This window comes from Ruegeria sp. YTSC002, from assembly GCF_059609845.1.
Window position 1 is genome coordinate 265,746 of record NZ_JBXWML010000003.1, and the last position, 16,452, is coordinate 282,197.

The window sequence follows — 16,452 nt, forward strand, 5'->3', positions numbered from 1 at the left end:
GGTTTCAGGCAGTTCAAACACTCGGGCGCGCCCTGCTCAATAACGTGTTCCGGCGTGTTCTTGGCGCACCGCCTGATTCCAGATGTTTTCAATCTGGCCAAAATTGAATATGAACGGAGTTTGAAGGCCCTGCCCCTTTGCCAGTTCACCGGTTCTTTTGCGATCCCTCTCAAGCCTTGGTGCGACATGACGCGAAACCGTCAATATGCTGTTGCCAAATCGCAATGCTTGGAACATTTGCGGAAGAGCATTTCCTCCTTTGGCAAGCGTGACGGGGATATATACAGTAACGCTTGCAAACGCGCGGATTTCGAACCGGGATCAAGAAGACAGGCAACACGATGAGCCTAGGCAAAACTAATTCCAAACCGGGCCGCGCGCCGCGTATCCTGTTTTACAGTCACGACACGTTCGGACTGGGCCATCTTCGTCGGTCTCGGGCCTTGGCGGCCGCGATCACGCAGGCGGACCAAAGCGCGTCGGCGCTGATCCTGACGGGATCACCCGTGGCAGGACGGTTTACCTTTCCCCGTCGCGTTGATCACGTGCGCCTGCCCGGTGTCACCAAACGCGCAGACGGGTCTTATGCTGCACGCACGATCGGAATGGGCATCGAAGAAGTGACCGAATTGCGGTCGGGTCTGATTCAAACCGCTGTTCAGCAGTTCGACCCCGATGTTCTGATCGTCGACAAGGAACCGACGGGGTTCCGGGGTGAGCTGCTGCCGACACTGAAATACCTGCAAAAGAACTGCGGAACCAAAATGGTGCTTGGCCTGCGCGATGTTCTGGATGAACCCGAAGTCCTGGCCGCCGAGTGGGCGCGCAAGGAAGCCGTTGAAGCCACCGAACGGTTTTATCACGAAATCTGGGTTTACGGCTTGCAGTCGATTCATGACCCCACACAGGGGTTGCCGCTGAGCGCTGCGGCGCAGTCCCGCATCCACTGGACAGGATATCTGCGCCGCGATCTTGGTCCGGTCGGCGAGCCTCCGCAACAACCCTATATCCTGATCACGCCCGGCGGTGGCGGCGACGGCAAGGCGATGGTCAATCTTGTCTTGTCTGCATATGAAAAAGATCCGGATCTGTCGCCGCGCGCGGTTTTGGTCTACGGCCCCTTCCTGTCTGGCGAGTTGCGCGAAGATTTCGAAACCCGCGTTGCCGCATTGAACGGTCGCGTCACCGCCGTTGGTTTCGAATCCCAGATCGAAACACTGTTTGCAGGCGCCGAAGGCGTCGTCTGCATGGGCGGCTACAACACGTTCTGCGAGGTTCTGTCCTTTGACAAACGCGCCGTCATCGTCCCGCGCACCACGCCCCGTCTGGAACAGTGGATACGGGCCTCGCGTGCAGAAGGGCTGGGCCTTGTCCGAATGCTGGATGAAAACCGGGATGGCCTGACGCCCGAGGCGATGATCCGCGCCATTCGGGAACTGCCGCACCAGTCCCTGCCGTCCCAAGCCATCCAGAGCGGATTGCTGGACGGGCTGGACTATGTCACCGACCGCATCGAGAGCCTGCTGACCTGGGAACAGGAACGAGCCACCGGATGACCTCAGATTTTCCTAGATTGGCGGTTGTGGTCAAAGGCTGGCCACGACTGTCTGAAACGTTCATTGCGCAGGAACTTGTCGCCTTGCAGGATGTCGGGCATCATTTTGACATCTGGTCTTTGCGGCACCCGACCGACACGAAACGCCATCCCTTGCATGACCGTTTCACAGGGCAGGTCCGATACCTTCCCGAGTATCTTCATGACGAACCCAAACGGGTCTGGGCGGCACGGGCTTTGGCCCAAACGCTTCCCGGTTACAACAGGGCCTATCGGATCTGGCGTCAGGACTTGAAGCGCGACCCGACACCCAATCGCATCCGCCGGTTTGGGCAAGCCTGTGTTCTGGCCGCTGAATTGCCTGCCCGGACGCAAGGGTTGTACGCTCATTTCATGCACACGCCGTCTTCCGTTGCCCGTTACGCCGCCATCATGCGCGGATTGCCGTGGAGTTTTTCGGCTCATGCCAAGGATATCTGGACGTCGCCGGATTGGGAAAAACGTGAAAAGCTGCAAGCCGCATCCTGCGGGGCCACGTTCGGCGCCACCTGCACGGCCATCGGAGCCGAGCATCTGCGCAGCCTGGCCGATGACCCCAAGCGCGTGGACCTGATCTATCACGGTTTGGACCTGTCTCGCTTTCCCAAGCCCCCAACGCGAAACCTGCGGGCTGCGGGCAGTCCTTTTCACATGATTTCCGTCGGGCGGCTGGTCGAGAAAAAAGGCTTCGATCGTCTGATCGCGGCCTTTGCATTGCTGCCCGATGACCTGAACTGGCACTGGACCCATATCGGCGGTGGCGTGTTGGGTGACGCTTTGCGGGCACAGGCGAACGCAGCCGGCATCGCGAACCGGATCACCTGGAAAGGGGCCTGCGACCAGCCCGAAGTCATCGAAGCGATGCGTGATGCCGACCTGTTCGTTCTGCCCAGCCGCATCGCGAAGGACGGAGACCGCGACGGGTTGCCGAATGTGTTGATGGAGGCCGCGTCTCAGCTGTTGCCAATCCTGTCGACTCCGGTCTCGGCGATCCCCGAGTTTATTGAAACCGGAACGCATGGGGTTTTGTCCGATGACGACCCCTCTGCACTTGCAGAAGCCATGGAACGTTTGTCAGCCAATCCGCAGCAAGCGTCAAAGATGGCGCATGCGGCCTATGATCGCCTGATCGCCGAGTTCCGGATGGCCCCCGGCATCGCACGGCTGTCTGAACGCCTCAATTCCATGTGCATGGAAAACGCGTAATGGCGCGGGTCGCGTTTTATGCCCCGATGAAATCTCCTGACAGCCCGAAACCTTCGGGCGACCGTGAAATGGCCCGGAATCTTATGCAGGCGCTGACCGCCGAGGGTGATACGGTCGATCTGGCGTCCGACTTGCGCATCTATGACAAAAGCGGCGACGAAGACCTGCAACATGCCCTGAGGCGCGCGGCAGAAGAAGAAGCGAAACGACTTGTCGCTGACATGCCATCAGATACCGGTCTGTGGGTGACCTACCACAACTATTACAAGGCACCTGACCTGCTGGGCCCTCGGGTTTGCAAGGCGCGTGGCATTCCCTATGTGCAGCTGGAAAGCACCCGCGCATCAAGCCGGTTAAGCGGGCCGTGGGCTGAGTTTGCCAGGGCTGCGCATCAGGCCTGCGATGCAGCGGATGTGATCTTTTATCACACGGCCAACGACCTGATCACTTTGCAGCGGGATCGTTTTGGCGATCAGGCTTTGGTCGAATTGCCTCCGTTCCTGCCAATGGCCGAATTGCCCCCCGCCGCCATCGGGGGCAAACCCATGCTGACCGTCGGCATGATGCGGCATGGGGACAAGCTGGCATCCTATCAGATATTGTCCGAAGCCCTGGCGCATTTGACCGGGGACTGGCACCTGAACATCGCAGGAGACGGCCCGGCGCGCAGGCAGGTTGAAGCCCTGATGGCACCATTCGGACAGCGGGTGCGTTTTCTGGGTCAGCTTGACCGAGAAGAACTGCAACGCGCCTATCAACAGTCATCTCTGCTTGCATGGCCCGGAGTGAATGAGGCTTACGGGATGATTTACCTTGAGGCGCAGGCCGCGGGATTGCCTGTCGTCGCGCAGGATCGGCCCGGTGTACGCGATGTTTTGTCCCCTGCGGCCTATCCGTCTGTCGAAAGCGGTGCCAGGGGATTTGCGGAAGGCATGCAGGCCCTTCTTTCGGATTCCATGCTGCGCCACTCTCTCGGCGCTGCGGCACGCAACTACGTGGCAGAGCGCCACCTGATGCCACAGGCGACCGAGCGCTTGTGGGCAACCCTCCGACCCCTGCTGAAGGACGCATCATGACCCGGCTTGCACTGCTCCGCCACGGGCACACCCATTGGAACCGCGCGGGACGGATCCAGGGGCGCAGCGACATACCGCTGGACGATGACGCCCGAGCCGAATTGGCGGGCTTTGGATTGCCGCAGGACTGGGCCAGGGCTGACATCTGGTCCAGCCCCCTGCACCGCGCCAGTGAGACGGCGCGGATTGTGACAGGTCGCGACCCGAACACCTCGGACGCGTTGACCGAGATGAACTGGGGCGATTGGGAAGGTCAGCGCGGGGTTGACCTGATCGCGGACACATCCAGCGGATATCGTCACATCGAGAGTTGGAGCTGGGACTTCCGCCCACCAAACGGGGAAAGCCCGGCCGAGGTTCGGGACAGGCTTGACCCGTGGCTGTCCGAGTTGCGGCAAGATACGGTCGCGGTCTGCCATATCGGTATCATGCGGGTCATTCTGGCTCAGGCCTGGGGTTGGAATTTTGAAGGGCCTGCCCCCTTTAAGATCAAACGCAATCGGCTGTATATCGTCGACATGAAAACCATGACCGCCGCCGCCGACCCCGTTCGCCTGATCAAACGCGAGGCCCCGCAATGAAGGTGATGATCATCGTCACGCACCTGTTGGGCACCGGGCACCTCAGCCGGGCGCTGACATTGGGGCGGGCCTTTCGGGATGATGGTCACGACGTCATGGTCGTGACCGGTGGCATGCCCGCGCCGCAGTTGGATAGCGCGGGCATGACCCTGTTCGGCTTGCCGCCGCTCAGGTCAGACGGAACCAACTTCACCCGTTTGCTGACCGAAAGCGGCGAAGAGGCTGACGCGGCCTATCACGCCGCGCGTGAGGCCGCCCTGGTGCAGGCGGTGAACAGCTTCCAGCCTCAGATCCTGATCACCGAGCTTTACCCCTTTGGCCGCCGATCACTGTCGGCCGAGTTCGATGCGGCCCTGAATGCGGCGATCGCGTTGCCTGAGCGTCCCGTCATTCTCGGATCGATCCGGGACATTCTGGCTCCGCCCTCCAAACCTGCCAAAGTCGAGCGCGCGGATGAAATCGTGTCCCGGTATTATGACGGCATTCTGGTTCATTCCACCGAAAGCGTTACGCCCCTGTCGGTCAGCTGGCCGGTGTCGGAGCGACTGGCCAAGCGACTTCACTACACTGGCTTTGTGGCGCCTGCATTGCCCCGACCGCACCCCGACGCGGCGGGTCAGAATGAAATCCTGGTCAGCGCTGGCGGCGGATCCGTCGGGCAACCGATCTTTCGCGCGGCCATCGAGGCCGCCCGAAAGATGCCCAACAGGCGCTGGCGCCTGCTGGTCGGTGGAACGGATGCGAAGGCACGGATCGCGGAATTGTCCCGGATGGCCGAAGGAGCTTCGGTTGTTCTGGAACCTGTGCGGCCGGATTTCCGCCAGATGCTGCCCCTTGCAGCGGCATCGGTAAGCATGTGCGGCTACAACACTGCCATGGATATCCTTCAAAGTGGTACCGCCGCCGTGTTTGTGCCTTTCGACGACGGCAAAGAGGTGGAACAGGGGCTGCGCGGGCAGAGCCTGTCCGATCTGCCCGCAATCGAAGTTCTGGAAAGCAGAGCGTTGAGCGGGGCGGCATTGGCGCAGGCGGTGGAGCGTGTCCTGGCCGACGGCCCCCGTGTACAACAGGGTTTCGGTTTTGACGGGGCCATCCAATCCGTTCACATCGCCAAGCGCCTGCTGGAGCAGCGTACATGAACCCCGACTGGCGCCCACTTGATGTCGAGTTGAACCATTGGCGTGCCGAAAGCTTGCCCTTGCCTCTGTGGTGGCGCGATGATGATGCCATTGCGCCAGCACCGCAATTGGACCGCCTTTCCGTGCTGGCCGACAAACTGGGCCTGCCCGTGCATCTGGCCGTCATCCCACGCGACGCGACGCCCGCGCTGGCGGAATACGTCGCCGCGCGCACGTCACTTGTACCGGTCGTGCACGGGTGGGCGCATACAAACCATGCGCCCCGTGGTGAGAAGAAGGCCGAGTTTCGGCTCGACCGTCCGCTGGACGTGATGGTGACGGATGCGCAGGCCGGGATGGCGCGTCTTCGGTCCCTGTTTGGTGACAATGTGCGACAGATGTTCGTGCCCCCCTGGAATCGCATTGCGCCCGAGATGGCCAAACAGTTGCCAAAGCTGGGATACCGCATCCTGTCCACCGCAACGCCCCGCAAATCGCGTCTGGCCGCACCGGGGCTTGAGCAGATCAACACCCACCTTGACCCGATCGACTGGCGTGGGTCGCGTGGCTTGATCTCACCCGACGCCCTGATCGCACAGACTGCTGGTCTTCTGCGAGACCGACGCGAAGGCCGTTCAGACAACACCGAGCCCTTTGGCATATTGACCCATCATCTGGTCCATGACCGGGGTATCTGGGCCTTTACCGAGGCCCTGCTGAACAAATTGCTGAGCGGGCCTGCCACTGCTTGGATCGCGCCAAAGAACGAATGAGGACATCACCATGAGCCGATTGGATTCCATGCTGCGCCGACTGACGGCCCAACGTGACGGACTGAACTGGGCAGCCGAGCGGATCAGCGGTCAGCCGGGCGATGTGCTGGACATGGGGTTGGGCAATGGCCGCACCTATGATCACCTGCGTGAAATCCTGCCAGAACGCCGGATCTGGGTGATGGACCGGGTCCTGCAATGCCATCCGGACAGCACCCCCCCGGCCGAGGATTTCCTGATGGGTGAAGCCGAACCAATGCTGCACAGACTGGCAGCCGGCGGGCATCGGATCGCGCTGGCGCATTACGATTTCGGACGCGGCATCAAGCACGAGGACGTCGCCGAAGCAGAGCGGCTCAGCCCGCTGATCGCGAAAGTCATGCAGCCCGGAGGGTTGTTGATATCAGGTCAGCCCCTGGTCGGCTTTACCCAGATCCAGGGGCCCAGGACAATCGCCCCGGACCGTTACCTGTTCTACACGGCCTGATTACGCCACGCGTCGACCGCGCACCCAGACCGAACTCGGGACGGGTACACCCGCGCGCATCCGGAAGCGGATGACATCAGCGCGGGCGCCGGCGCGCAATTCACCCCGTTCCTCCAACCCTGCCGCCCGAGCCGGAGCCAGCGTTACCGCCTTCATCCCGCGTGCCATGTCGCCCCAGATCTCGCCCAGCCTAACCGCCGACAGCAACAAGGCCGACGGCACATAATCCGAAGACAGGATGTCCAGATACCCAAGCTGGGCCAGCTCACAGGCCGCAACATTGCCAGAATGCGATCCCCCACGGATTATGTTCGGGGCACCCATCATGATCTGAATGTCGTTTTCGTGGCAGGCGCGTGCCGCCTCGACGGTCGTGGGGAACTCGGCCAGACGGATGCCGTGACCTGCGGACACTTTCACCTGATCTTCCGTCGTGTCGTCATGGCTGGCCAATACTGCTCCGAAACGGCAGGCCGCCTTGACAGCTTCGACCTCGTGCAGATCGCCATTGCGATCTCGAAGCCCTTTCAGTTGCGCCACGTGCTGAAAGTACATGTCATCGTCCATGGCATATTTGGCTTTCAGATAGGTCTCCAGCTTGTTCATATCTCGAAACTGACGCTGTCCGGGTGTGTGATCCATTATGGACACAAGCCCAACCCTGTCTTCCGGTCCAAATTCGTTCAGCTCTTCGACCAGAGTTTCCGAACACACCTCGGCCCGCAAGTGCAGAAAGTGGCTGATCCTGAGCGCGTCCTGTTCGCGCAGGTCCCACAACTCCTGCGACAGGCCACGGGCGTACTTCCCGTACCGCCGCGCGCCCGACGGGATCGATCCAACCCGCATGGCATCGAACACTGTCGTGATACCGGTGCTGGCCAATTCCGCATCATGCGCAAGAATGGCGGCGGCATGGGGCCAGTTCACCTGTGGACGCGGTTGAATGTGACGTTCAAGGTTGTCCGTGTGCAACTCGACAAGGCCGGGGCTGACATAGTCGCCCTCGCAGTCTATCGCACCCGCGGGAACCCCGTTTCCGGTGTCGATTTCAGCGATGGTCCCACCCACGATCCGGACACTGCCGGTTACGGTTTCATGCGGCAATACAAGCGTGGCATTGGCAAGGATCAAGTCTTCTGTCATCTGAACTTCACGCATGTTGAGACCGAGGCAGGCCAAGCAAAAGGAGGCCGATATGACATTCACGCGATACGCGATCTATTTTGCGCCACCGGCGGGCGCGGAATGGGCGAAATTTGCAACCAGCTGGCTGGGTTGGGACATGGAGGCGGGAAAGCCGGTTGCCCATCCGATTGTCGAAGGCATCGACGTTGCCGCTGTCACGGAGGTGCCGCGCAAGTACGGGCTGCACGCGACGCTGAAGCCACCGTTCAGACTGCGCGACGGCAAAACGTTCGAAGCCCTGCAAGAGGCGTGCATATCGCTCGCCTCCCGCCAACCGACTGTGTCGCTGGGTGGCCTCGAGATCGCTCGGTTTGGCCGCTTTCTGGCCTTGCGCCCGCTGGGTGAGACGCGGGCGCTGAATGCGCTTGCCGCGGCCTGTGTTCGGGAACTGGACAGTTTTCGTGCGCCTACCTCCGAGGCCGAACTGGCCCGCCGCCGCGCCGCCGGGTTGACCCCAGAGCAAGACGCCAACCTGGTTCAGTGGGGCTATCCTTACGTACTGGACGCGTTCCGCTTTCACATCACGCTGAGCGGCAAGCTGGACAAACCAACCCTGAGAGCAACTCGAAACGCGCTGCAAACCCATCTGGCCCCATTGCTGCCGCAGCCCTTCCAGATCACGGATCTGGCCCTTGCGGGCGAGGCTGAGGACGGGCGGTTTCACCTGATCCATCGCTACGCGCTCTCCGGTTGAAGCTGCGAAAGGATTTCGGCAACCGTATCTTCCATCGCACCAGAGTTGTCGATTTCCAAGACCCGGTTCAAACCGTTGGGCAAAGACGTTTGGGCCCGGTCCAGACGCCGCGTCTGTTCCGCCTTGCTTTCCCGTCCTCTTAAGGACAGGCGTTCGGACAGAACCTCGGGCTTTGCCGTCAGGGAAATCACGATCAGATCACCAAACACTTCCTGCGCCTGAAGCAACACCGTTCGTGACAGGTTGACCAGAACGGCCTCGGCCACCTGCCGCTGCCGCGTGATCGTCTTCGGTACGCCGTAACAAAGCCCATGCGCATGCCAACTCAGCGCAAACGCACCATCCCGTTCCATCCGCTGAAATGTTTGGACCGAGACCCGGTCGAAATCTTCGCCGTCTTCGCCTTCGGGGCGGGTAATCACCCTCCGCAGCTGCTGAACACCCGACGCCCGGGCCACCAACGCGTTCATTACACTGTCCTTTCCGACACCCGAAGGGCCGACGACCGCTATGACCGGAGCAAGCGTCATGCAGCCTTCCCCGGCGTGAAGTCCGAGACATCGACCTCGCGGTCACAGACCCGTTCGCGTGCGTCGAGATCATGAAAAATCCCGACAATCGTCACGCCCTTGTTCTTGGCCTCTTCGATCAGGGACAAAACGGTTTCCCGGTTCTGTGCATCCAGGCTTGCCGTCGGTTCATCCAACAGCATTGCCGGATATTCGGGCGCAAAGCCCCGCGCGATGTTCACTCTTTGCTTTTCGCCGCCCGAGAAGGTCGTTGGGCTGAGGGTCCACAGGCGTTCGGGAATATTCAGCCGTTTCAGCAACCCGGCTGCCCTGTCCATAGCCACTTGTCTGTCACAGCCCACGGCCAGCAGCGGCTCGGCCACAACGTCCAGCGTCGGCACCCGGGGCACGACCCGCAGGAACTGGCTGACATAGCCCAGAGTGTCACGACGCAGCAACAGGATCTGTCGCGGTTCAGCCCTGGCCACGTCCAACCCAGCAACCAGCACCTGACCAGAGGCCGCCAGATAGTTGCCGTAGATCACCCGCATCAGCGTGGATTTGCCTGCACCCGACGGCCCGGTCAGGGCGACGCACTCACCCGGCTCCGCTTTCAGAGACGCGCCTTTCACCACCGGGATCGTGGCGCCGCCCTGATTGTGCAGGGTGAAGCTTTTGCTGACATCAACAAGTTCAATCATCGCTTCATCTTTCCCCAAAGCCTCAAACCTGCAAAACGCTGGATACCAGCAACTGCGTATAGGCATGTTGCGGGTCGTCCAGTACCTGATCCGTCAGCCCGGCCTCGACCACGCGGCCGCTTTTCATCACCATCAACCGGTCCGCCAGCAGACGCACCACGGCAAGATCATGGGTGACGATGATCGCACTCAACCTCATTTCACGTACAAGTCCGCGCAACAAATCCAGTAAACGCGCCTGCACCGACACATCCAGACCACCAGTCGGTTCGTCCATGAACACCAGCCGAGGACCTGTCTCCAGATTGCGCGCGATCTGCAAACGCTGCTGCATCCCGCCCGAAAACGCGCTGGGGCGGTCATCGACGCGGCTCTCGTCAATCTCGACCCGGCCCAGCCAGTCAATGGCCTTGCCCCGAATGCTGCCATAGTGGCGACCGCCGACGGCCATCAGCCGCTCGCCTATGTTGCCTCCTGCGCTGACAGACATCCGCAACCCGTCGCGCGCGTGTTGATGGACAAAGGCCCAGTCGGTGCGGCTCAGCATCCGGCGCTCTGGCTCGGACATTGTGACCGTATCGACCGGGCCGTCTGCACGGGTATCAAAAATCACCTGCCCGGCGTCAGGCTTCAGAAGACCGGCCATACAGTTGAGCAAGGTCGACTTGCCGGACCCACTTTCACCAACGATTCCCATCACTTCTCCGGGGAAGAGATCAAAATTCACATCCGCGCATCCGATCCGGCGACCATAGCGTTTTTCAACGCCCTTGACTTGCAACAAAGGAGTCATTGCGCGTTCTTTCCGGCCAATCGGCCTGCATGCCCCGCCTCACGGAGTGACCGGCAGTAATCCGTGTCGGAACAGACAAACATCCGGTTGCCCGCGTCATCCATGATGACCTCATCCAGATAGCTGTCTTCGGCCCCGCACAGGTCGCAGGGATGATCGGCCTTGGTGGCCTCGAACGGATAGTCCTCGAAATCGAGGCTCACGACCCTGGTATGCGGTGGTACCGCATAAATGCGCTGCTCGCGCCCGGCGCCAAACAGCTGGATCGCGTCCATCTCAAGCTTTGGATTATCGAATTTCGGAATTGGGGACGGGTCCATCACATAGCGCCCCGACACCTTCACCGGATAGGCATAAGCGGTCGAAATCGCCCCGTGCTGGCTGATATCCTCGTACAGTTTCACATGCATCAGCCCGTATTCCTCAAGACTGTGCATCTTGCGCGTCTCGGTCTCGCGCGGTTCCAGAAAGCGCAGAGGTTCCGGAATCGGCACCTGATAAACGATGATCTGGTCTTCGCGCAACTTCGCCTCGGGGATGCGGTGGCGGGTCTGAATGATTGTGGCCTTTTCCGTCTTTTCCGTGGTGGCGACCCCTGCGGTGTTTTCAAAGAACTTGCGGATGGATACGGCGTTGGTCGTGTCGTCTGCGCCCTGATCGATCACCTTGAACGTATCCTCGGGCGTCAACACCGCGGCTGAAACCTGTACGCCCCCGGTACCCCAGCCATAGGGCATCGGCATCTCGCGACTGGCAAACGGCACCTGATACCCCGGGATGGCCAGACCTTTGAGGATCGCCCGGCGGATCATCCGCTTGGTTTGCTCGTCCAGATAGGCGAAATTGTATGCGCTCATAAGCAGCCTCTTTCTGCAAGAGCACGTTCCAGCGCGCGCGGCGCGGAGAAGTGGATCCCATCCATGCCCACAGCACGCGCGCCTTCGACATTGTGCAGCCCGTCATCGATGAAAATGCAGTTCTCAGGTGAAAGCCCGGCCCGCTTGCACAGCAGATTGAAAATCTCTGGCTGAGGCTTCAAAAGCTTCTCCTGCCCCGACACGACGGTGACACCAAACACTTCGCCCAATTCAGGATGTGCCCCCACCCCGACAGGCCAGGTTTCCGCTGACCAATTGGTGATCGCGTGAACCGGAGTGCCCTTTTCTTTCAACCGATAGAGCACCTGCCAGGTCCCCTCGATCTTTTGCGGAACGGTTCTGGCATAACGTTCAACGTAAACACTGAGGCGCTGCCGATCTTCCGCATTATCCAGTTCAGCGGCCAGATCGGCGAACATCTCTCCTCCATCGGCCCTCAGGTTGCGCTCGGGGAAATTGATGCGCGTCAGGAATTCTGCCACCGCCTCGCGGCTGCCCATCTCCTCCAGCCATGCCAGATGCGGATCCCACTGGACCAGCACGTTTCCGATATCAAAAACGACGGCTTTCATTCCACGGCCTCCTCTGACATGCGCTCTTGGGCCTTTCGGCGCAGTTTGCGGAGCAGTTCCAGCTCGGACTGGAAATCGACGTAATGCGGCAGTTTGATATGTTCGAGAAAGCCGGTAGCCTGAATGTTGTCCGCATGGCTCAGGACAAATTCTTCATCCTGCGCGGGCGCGCCCACGTTGTCTTCACCCAACTCTTCCCACCGCAAGGCCCGATCGACCAGTGCCATCGCGATGGATTTTCGTTCAGACTGGCCAAAGACCAGCCCATAGCCGCGCGTGAACTGTGGCGGTTCCGTTTTCGAACCGGTGAACTGGTTCACCGTTTCACATTCGGTCAGCTCGACCTCGCCGATATCGATGGCAAAGCCCAGCTCGGGGATGTCCAGCTCAACCACGACCTTGCCGATACGCAATTCTCCGACAAAGGCGTGGTTGCGGGCGTAACCGCGCTGGGTCGAATAAGCCATGCCCAGCACAAAACCCTCGTCCCCACGGGTCAACGACTGAAGGCGCACCGGGCGGGTGGACGGGAACTCCATCGGTTCACGGGTCAGATCGCCCGGAACGTCATCCCGGGCCGGTTCATCCTGAATGATACCCTCATCCTTCAGGAATGCGGTAATATGTGGCGTCGGTTCCAGCCGCACGGGGCCTTCAGGCGCCTTTGGAATTTCGCCCTCGGCCGCCAGCTTGAAATCCAGCAGTCGGTGGGTGTAGTCGAAGGTTGGCCCCAGAACCTGACCACCGGGAACATCTTTGAACGTGGCCGAGACCCGGCGATCACAGGCCATGTCGCCGGTTTTGACGGGATTGGAATGGCCGAAACGAGGCAGGGTCGTGCGGTAAGCGCGGACGAGGAAAATCGCTTCGATCAGATCGCCGCGTGCCTGTTTGATCGCCAGCGCAGCAAGGTCGGGATCGTACAGCGACCCCTCGGCCATGACCCGGTTCACCGCAAGGCTCAACTGTTCACGTATCTGCGCGAGGCTCAGTTCCGCGACATCTGTCGCTCCGCGGCGTTCTTCGGCAAGCCACGCATGGGCATTTTCGATGGCTTTTTCGCCTCCTTTGACAGCGACATACATGGCTCACCCCCTGGACCTGATTTGCGTGCTACGCGGCAGAGCCGCGACCGCCTCACCGCAGGTAAAGAAAAAATCACACCCCAAAGGGTAAAGCAGCGCATTGTTCTGAAGAGCCTGAACATCCGGCAGAGAAAGCCGCGCCGTGTCCCGGATGCCAGGGCCGCTCAGAACCGCACCATTCTGCTCCAGCCGCCTGCATTCCACAACAAGCGTCGCGGACCGGTCCGGGTATTCCGGCGTCCCGATACGATAGGTTTTGAGCGGCGCCAATGCATCCCACGTGCCAAGGACAAAATCAGCCTCTTCCGCCGCCACTATCGGTGCACCCGTGTGAAAGGTCAGCCATTCGCGCACCGAACCGGTATCGGCTTCACCCGCCAGGTGAACATTTGTCTCGGCGTCGCAAAGCGTCACGAGCAGCGTGCCAGCCGCGACGGACAAGGGCGCAGGTGGTTCACAGCCAGCCAGCGCGCGGATTTCACCCGGACGCGCCATGACGGTCATGGCCGCGCGGAATGCATGTGCCGCATCGACAGCTGCGTCTTGAAAGCCCCCCGAGAACCGCATGTGATCAGGCATCAGTCTTCCCCCCGAGCCAGCGTGAAAAACTCGACCCTGGTGGCCGCTGCCTTTGCGGCGCGCGCTGTCTTGATCGACTGCATTTGCAGCCTCAGCGGATCAAGCAGCCGTGTCTGCAAATCATCAGCAGCGGCCGTCTGCATCATCGCATCAATCAATGCCGCGGCTTCTGCCTTGGATTTCGACCTGCCCTGAACATAGCCGTGACCGACCGTACCATCCTGCAAAACGACCGAGCAGCGCGTAACGGTCATTTCACCCAGGTTGAACAAAGCGCCGGTTCCTCCGATGCGGCCACGCACCATGACACCACCCACTTCGGGCCTGCGCAGCCATTCGAAACTCGGGCAGTCCTGAATGCCGTCCCACAGCGTCATCAGGGCGACGTCCGGCGCGCGCGCCAGCAGACCCATCCAATCCTTCCGTGCCTTGATCCCGATTTCCGCCTGATTTGCCATCAAAGCCTCTTGGACAGGTTGTCTAGGTGAACTATACAACTAGACAAATACTAACTGACAGGTTGTCAAAACGCAATCTGCGACCGTTTGAAGGTTTGGTGAAATGAGCAAAACGCCGATCTGGAAAAGTATTGCCCTGCGCCTGACGTCGGACATCGCCGAGGGACGATATCAAACCGGAGATCGCCTGCCGACCGAAGCCCAGCTGGCCGCCACCTATGGCGTCAACCGCCACACGGTACGGCGCGCTTTGGCTGACATGTCTGATCAGGGTCTGGTACACGCTCGGCGCGGTGCAGGCGTTTTTGTTGCGGCACGGCCAACGGATTATCCGATCGGCAAAAGGGTGCGCTATCACAAGAACATCTCGGCCAGCGGCAAGATACCGGGCAAGAAAATCCTGGCTTTGACCACGCGCGTCGCCGATGAAGCCGAAGCCAAAGCCCTGGGCCTGAACAAGGGCGATCCAGTGCACGTCTATGACGGATTGTCCCTGGCGGACGGGCAACCCATAGCCCTGTTTCAGAGCGTTTTCCCCGCGGAACGGTTTCCGGATATCTTGCAGACTTTGACCGAAACCCAGTCGGTGACCAAAGCGCTGCACGCCTGCGGCGTCAGGGATTACGTCCGCGTGTCGACTCGCCTGACCGCGCGCGGGGCGACCGCCACGCAGGCTCTGCAACTTCGATTGTCTGAAGGTGCTCCTGTTCTCTTCTCGATCGGCGTCAATGCCGACCCAGATGGACGACCAGTCGAGTACGGCCGTACAGTTTTCGCGGGTGAGCGTGTAACGCTGACCCTGAGCGAGACATAAGCCAACAAGGCTTCTCAGCCGCTTCCGACCGCCGGTCCGAGGCCTTACTCCATTGGGTCAGATGCCACGCGGTGAGAGTTTTGTGCCGGCACAGCGTTTGCGGGGGCTATCCATCCCGCCGGCTCACAGGTATACGCATCCGCGACTCTTCAGCTGATACGAGGCCACCATGAGCTTTGACCGCACCATCAAGATCGCGCCGTCTATCCTGTCCGCCGATTTCGCCAATTTCGGGCAGGAAATTCAGGCCATCGAAGCACAGGGCGCAGACTGGGTTCATGTGGACGTGATGGACGGCCATTTCGTTCCAAACCTGACCTTTGGCCCTCCAGCCGTGAAAGCCTTTCGCCCGCATGTCAAAACCGTCATGGATGTGCATCTGATGATCACGCCGGTCGATCCCTACATCCAGGCCTATGCCGATGCCGGAGCGGACATTCTGACCGCACATGTCGAAGCTGGCCCCCACACCCATCGCACCTTGCAGGCCATTCGCGGTGCCGGAATGAAAGCCGGCGTTGCCCTGAACCCCGGCACCCCCGCCGAAGCGGTCGAGCATCTGCTGGACCTCACGGATCTGGTTTGCGTGATGACCGTGAACCCCGGCTTTGGGGGCCAGAAATTCATCGACATGACCGGCAAGGTCAAAAAACTGCGTCAGATGATCGGTGATCGTCCGGTGCATATCGAGATTGACGGTGGCGTCGACCCGAATACCGCCCCGCTGGTGGCCGCGGCGGGTGCGGATGTGCTGGTGGCCGGTTCCGCGGTGTTCAAGGGCGGATCGGTAGACACGCCTGATGTCTACGGTGAAAACATCCGTGCCGTTCGGGCGGCGGCTGAATCAGCACTGTCCTGATTTGCAATCACCAGCGGCTGTCGGCAAGACCGTCAGCCGCCGGTATGGATCACAGCCCTTGCCAAATAGGGGCTTCAATCCGCGCGGACCGCGCCCACATGAGACGCTCTGCCCGTTTCCTTGACGTTGCGGTAAGAGGGGGACAGGCGCGCATCGCCATCCCACGTCGCGCCCAAAAAGCGGATATCACCCCGCCTTGATGTTCTTGTTTGAGAACGCGCGCGTGTTGGTGGGGTTTTGGCGAGGGGGTTTTCTTTAGGAATGCTCCGCCACCGCCAGCCGTTACGATTGTTACAATTATTGATTGAATATCGATTGCCATCACTGTCTCTAAATCACTGTCTCTAAATAGCGTTTGAGATTCCTACAAAATGCAAAACTCGGTCTACTTTAAGACTTTTTCTCAAATCGTTTTCAATGTGCTAACGCGGACGGGCTTGAAGCCTTAGGCGAACTTCAAAGCTTTCAAACGAAAAAGGGCGCCCCGCGG

Annotated in this window: 19 protein-coding genes; 10 read left to right on the forward strand and 9 right to left on the reverse strand. The window is 60.4% G+C overall.

From position 1 onward, the window contains the following. Positions 1–341 precede the first annotated feature (341 nt). Genes AC2FFD_RS08865 through AC2FFD_RS08895 form a run of 7 tightly spaced genes read left to right on the forward strand, consistent with a single transcriptional unit; the run spans position 342 to position 6,835 of the window. The gene (locus tag AC2FFD_RS08865) at positions 342–1,556 is read left to right on the forward strand and encodes a glycosyltransferase family protein (protein WP_257600159.1); all 1,215 of its coding nucleotides are present in this window, start codon (positions 342–344) and stop codon (positions 1,554–1,556) included. After that, a complete protein-coding gene (locus AC2FFD_RS08870; RefSeq protein ID WP_496872860.1) occupies positions 1,553–2,800 on the forward strand; it encodes a glycosyltransferase family 4 protein in 1,248 nt (415 codons plus the stop codon). Before AC2FFD_RS08865 ends, AC2FFD_RS08870 begins: the two co-directional genes overlap by 4 nt. Continuing rightward, positions 2,800–3,876, forward strand: a complete 1,077-nt coding sequence (locus AC2FFD_RS08875; RefSeq protein ID WP_496872861.1) for a glycosyltransferase family 4 protein — start codon at positions 2,800–2,802, stop codon at positions 3,874–3,876. Before AC2FFD_RS08870 ends, AC2FFD_RS08875 begins: the two co-directional genes overlap by 1 nt. Beyond that, positions 3,873–4,457, forward strand: coding sequence for a histidine phosphatase family protein (locus tag AC2FFD_RS08880; protein WP_496872862.1), 585 nt, complete (start codon positions 3,873–3,875; stop codon positions 4,455–4,457). Before AC2FFD_RS08875 ends, AC2FFD_RS08880 begins: the two co-directional genes overlap by 4 nt. Continuing rightward, positions 4,454–5,596 carry a glycosyltransferase family protein gene (locus AC2FFD_RS08885; RefSeq protein ID WP_496872863.1) on the forward strand — a complete coding sequence of 381 codons (1,143 nt, stop codon included), beginning with the start codon at positions 4,454–4,456 and terminating at the stop codon, positions 5,594–5,596. Before AC2FFD_RS08880 ends, AC2FFD_RS08885 begins: the two co-directional genes overlap by 4 nt. Then, positions 5,593–6,348 carry a polysaccharide deacetylase family protein gene (locus AC2FFD_RS08890; RefSeq protein WP_496872864.1) on the forward strand — a complete coding sequence of 252 codons (756 nt, stop codon included), beginning with the start codon at positions 5,593–5,595 and terminating at the stop codon, positions 6,346–6,348. Before AC2FFD_RS08885 ends, AC2FFD_RS08890 begins: the two co-directional genes overlap by 4 nt. 10 nt (positions 6,349–6,358) lie before the next feature. Next, the gene (locus AC2FFD_RS08895) at positions 6,359–6,835 is read left to right on the forward strand and encodes a class I SAM-dependent methyltransferase (protein ID WP_496872865.1); all 477 of its coding nucleotides are present in this window, start codon (positions 6,359–6,361) and stop codon (positions 6,833–6,835) included. Here the strand turns inward: AC2FFD_RS08895 and AC2FFD_RS08900 are convergent, their stop codons facing one another. Further along, on the reverse strand, positions 6,836–7,978 hold the full coding sequence (locus AC2FFD_RS08900; RefSeq protein WP_496872866.1) for an alpha-D-ribose 1-methylphosphonate 5-triphosphate diphosphatase: 1,143 nt from the start codon (positions 7,976–7,978) through the stop codon (positions 6,836–6,838). It lies immediately after the preceding gene. Positions 7,979–8,030: 52 nt separating this feature from the next. Here AC2FFD_RS08900 and AC2FFD_RS08905 point away from each other — a divergent pair, with 52 nt between their 5' ends. Beyond that, positions 8,031–8,714 (forward strand): DUF1045 domain-containing protein, encoded by a 684-nt coding sequence (locus tag AC2FFD_RS08905; protein ID WP_496872867.1) that lies wholly within the window; start codon positions 8,031–8,033, stop codon positions 8,712–8,714. Here the strand turns inward: AC2FFD_RS08905 and phnN are convergent. Genes phnN through phnG form a run of 8 tightly spaced genes read right to left on the reverse strand, consistent with a single transcriptional unit; the run spans position 8,696 to position 14,289 of the window. Then, positions 8,696–9,244: a phosphonate metabolism protein/1,5-bisphosphokinase (PRPP-forming) PhnN gene (phnN, locus tag AC2FFD_RS08910; protein ID WP_257600150.1), complete on the reverse strand. Its 549-nt coding sequence runs from the start codon at positions 9,242–9,244 to the stop codon at positions 8,696–8,698. The two genes, AC2FFD_RS08905 and phnN, sit on opposite strands and share 19 nt — an antisense overlap. Next, a complete protein-coding gene (phnL, locus tag AC2FFD_RS08915; RefSeq protein ID WP_170344873.1) occupies positions 9,241–9,924 on the reverse strand; it encodes a phosphonate C-P lyase system protein PhnL in 684 nt (227 codons plus the stop codon). The genes phnN and phnL overlap by 4 nt, the downstream gene beginning before the upstream one ends. Before the next feature lie 22 nt (positions 9,925–9,946). Next, positions 9,947–10,717 carry a phosphonate C-P lyase system protein PhnK gene (gene phnK / locus AC2FFD_RS08920; protein ID WP_496872868.1) on the reverse strand — a complete coding sequence of 257 codons (771 nt, stop codon included), beginning with the start codon at positions 10,715–10,717 and terminating at the stop codon, positions 9,947–9,949. Beyond that, complete coding sequence (locus tag AC2FFD_RS08925; RefSeq protein WP_496872869.1) at positions 10,714–11,574, reverse strand: alpha-D-ribose 1-methylphosphonate 5-phosphate C-P-lyase PhnJ; 861 nt, start codon at positions 11,572–11,574, stop codon at positions 10,714–10,716. Before AC2FFD_RS08925 ends, phnK begins: the two co-directional genes overlap by 4 nt. Next, a complete protein-coding gene (locus tag AC2FFD_RS08930) occupies positions 11,571–12,167 on the reverse strand; it encodes an HAD family hydrolase (protein ID WP_496872870.1) in 597 nt (198 codons plus the stop codon). Before AC2FFD_RS08930 ends, AC2FFD_RS08925 begins: the two co-directional genes overlap by 4 nt. Continuing rightward, positions 12,164–13,252: a carbon-phosphorus lyase complex subunit gene (locus AC2FFD_RS08935; protein WP_496872871.1), complete on the reverse strand. Its 1,089-nt coding sequence runs from the start codon at positions 13,250–13,252 to the stop codon at positions 12,164–12,166. Before AC2FFD_RS08935 ends, AC2FFD_RS08930 begins: the two co-directional genes overlap by 4 nt. Before the next feature lie 3 nt (positions 13,253–13,255). Further along, on the reverse strand, positions 13,256–13,831 hold the full coding sequence (phnH, locus tag AC2FFD_RS08940; protein WP_496872872.1) for a phosphonate C-P lyase system protein PhnH: 576 nt from the start codon (positions 13,829–13,831) through the stop codon (positions 13,256–13,258). After that, positions 13,831–14,289 carry a phosphonate C-P lyase system protein PhnG gene (phnG, locus tag AC2FFD_RS08945; RefSeq protein ID WP_496872873.1) on the reverse strand — a complete coding sequence of 153 codons (459 nt, stop codon included), beginning with the start codon at positions 14,287–14,289 and terminating at the stop codon, positions 13,831–13,833. The genes phnH and phnG overlap by 1 nt, the downstream gene beginning before the upstream one ends. Before the next feature lie 103 nt (positions 14,290–14,392). Here phnG and phnF point away from each other — a divergent pair, with 103 nt between their 5' ends. After that, positions 14,393–15,103, forward strand: coding sequence for a phosphonate metabolism transcriptional regulator PhnF (phnF, locus tag AC2FFD_RS08950; RefSeq protein ID WP_496872874.1), 711 nt, complete (start codon positions 14,393–14,395; stop codon positions 15,101–15,103). Positions 15,104–15,272: 169 nt separating this feature from the next. Then, entirely contained in the window at positions 15,273–15,962 is a 690-nt protein-coding gene (rpe, locus tag AC2FFD_RS08955) for a ribulose-phosphate 3-epimerase (protein ID WP_480685294.1), read from the forward strand. Positions 15,963–16,452 lie beyond the last annotated feature (490 nt).

What these genes read in the sequence shown, in the direction of transcription:
- AC2FFD_RS08865 (WP_257600159.1), top strand. Translation starts at nt 342, where the DNA reads ATGAGCCTAGGCAAAACTAATTCCAAACCGGGCCGCGCGCCGCGTATC.
- AC2FFD_RS08870 (WP_496872860.1), top strand. Translation starts at nt 1,553, where the DNA reads ATGACCTCAGATTTTCCTAGATTGGCGGTTGTGGTCAAAGGCTGGCCA.
- AC2FFD_RS08875 (WP_496872861.1), top strand. Translation starts at nt 2,800, where the DNA reads ATGGCGCGGGTCGCGTTTTATGCCCCGATGAAATCTCCTGACAGCCCG.
- AC2FFD_RS08880 (WP_496872862.1), top strand. Translation starts at nt 3,873, where the DNA reads ATGACCCGGCTTGCACTGCTCCGCCACGGGCACACCCATTGGAACCGC.
- AC2FFD_RS08885 (WP_496872863.1), top strand. Translation starts at nt 4,454, where the DNA reads ATGAAGGTGATGATCATCGTCACGCACCTGTTGGGCACCGGGCACCTC.
- AC2FFD_RS08890 (WP_496872864.1), top strand. Translation starts at nt 5,593, where the DNA reads ATGAACCCCGACTGGCGCCCACTTGATGTCGAGTTGAACCATTGGCGT.
- AC2FFD_RS08895 (WP_496872865.1), top strand. Translation starts at nt 6,359, where the DNA reads ATGAGCCGATTGGATTCCATGCTGCGCCGACTGACGGCCCAACGTGAC.
- AC2FFD_RS08900 (WP_496872866.1), bottom strand. Translation starts at nt 7,978, where the DNA reads ATGACAGAAGACTTGATCCTTGCCAATGCCACGCTTGTATTGCCGCAT.
- AC2FFD_RS08905 (WP_496872867.1), top strand. Translation starts at nt 8,031, where the DNA reads ATGACATTCACGCGATACGCGATCTATTTTGCGCCACCGGCGGGCGCG.
- phnN (WP_257600150.1), bottom strand. Translation starts at nt 9,244, where the DNA reads ATGACGCTTGCTCCGGTCATAGCGGTCGTCGGCCCTTCGGGTGTCGGA.
- phnL (WP_170344873.1), bottom strand. Translation starts at nt 9,924, where the DNA reads ATGATTGAACTTGTTGATGTCAGCAAAAGCTTCACCCTGCACAATCAG.
- phnK (WP_496872868.1), bottom strand. Translation starts at nt 10,717, where the DNA reads ATGACTCCTTTGTTGCAAGTCAAGGGCGTTGAAAAACGCTATGGTCGC.
- AC2FFD_RS08925 (WP_496872869.1), bottom strand. Translation starts at nt 11,574, where the DNA reads ATGAGCGCATACAATTTCGCCTATCTGGACGAGCAAACCAAGCGGATG.
- AC2FFD_RS08930 (WP_496872870.1), bottom strand. Translation starts at nt 12,167, where the DNA reads ATGAAAGCCGTCGTTTTTGATATCGGAAACGTGCTGGTCCAGTGGGAT.
- AC2FFD_RS08935 (WP_496872871.1), bottom strand. Translation starts at nt 13,252, where the DNA reads ATGTATGTCGCTGTCAAAGGAGGCGAAAAAGCCATCGAAAATGCCCAT.
- phnH (WP_496872872.1), bottom strand. Translation starts at nt 13,831, where the DNA reads ATGCCTGATCACATGCGGTTCTCGGGGGGCTTTCAAGACGCAGCTGTC.
- phnG (WP_496872873.1), bottom strand. Translation starts at nt 14,289, where the DNA reads ATGGCAAATCAGGCGGAAATCGGGATCAAGGCACGGAAGGATTGGATG.
- phnF (WP_496872874.1), top strand. Translation starts at nt 14,393, where the DNA reads ATGAGCAAAACGCCGATCTGGAAAAGTATTGCCCTGCGCCTGACGTCG.
- rpe (WP_480685294.1), top strand. Translation starts at nt 15,273, where the DNA reads ATGAGCTTTGACCGCACCATCAAGATCGCGCCGTCTATCCTGTCCGCC.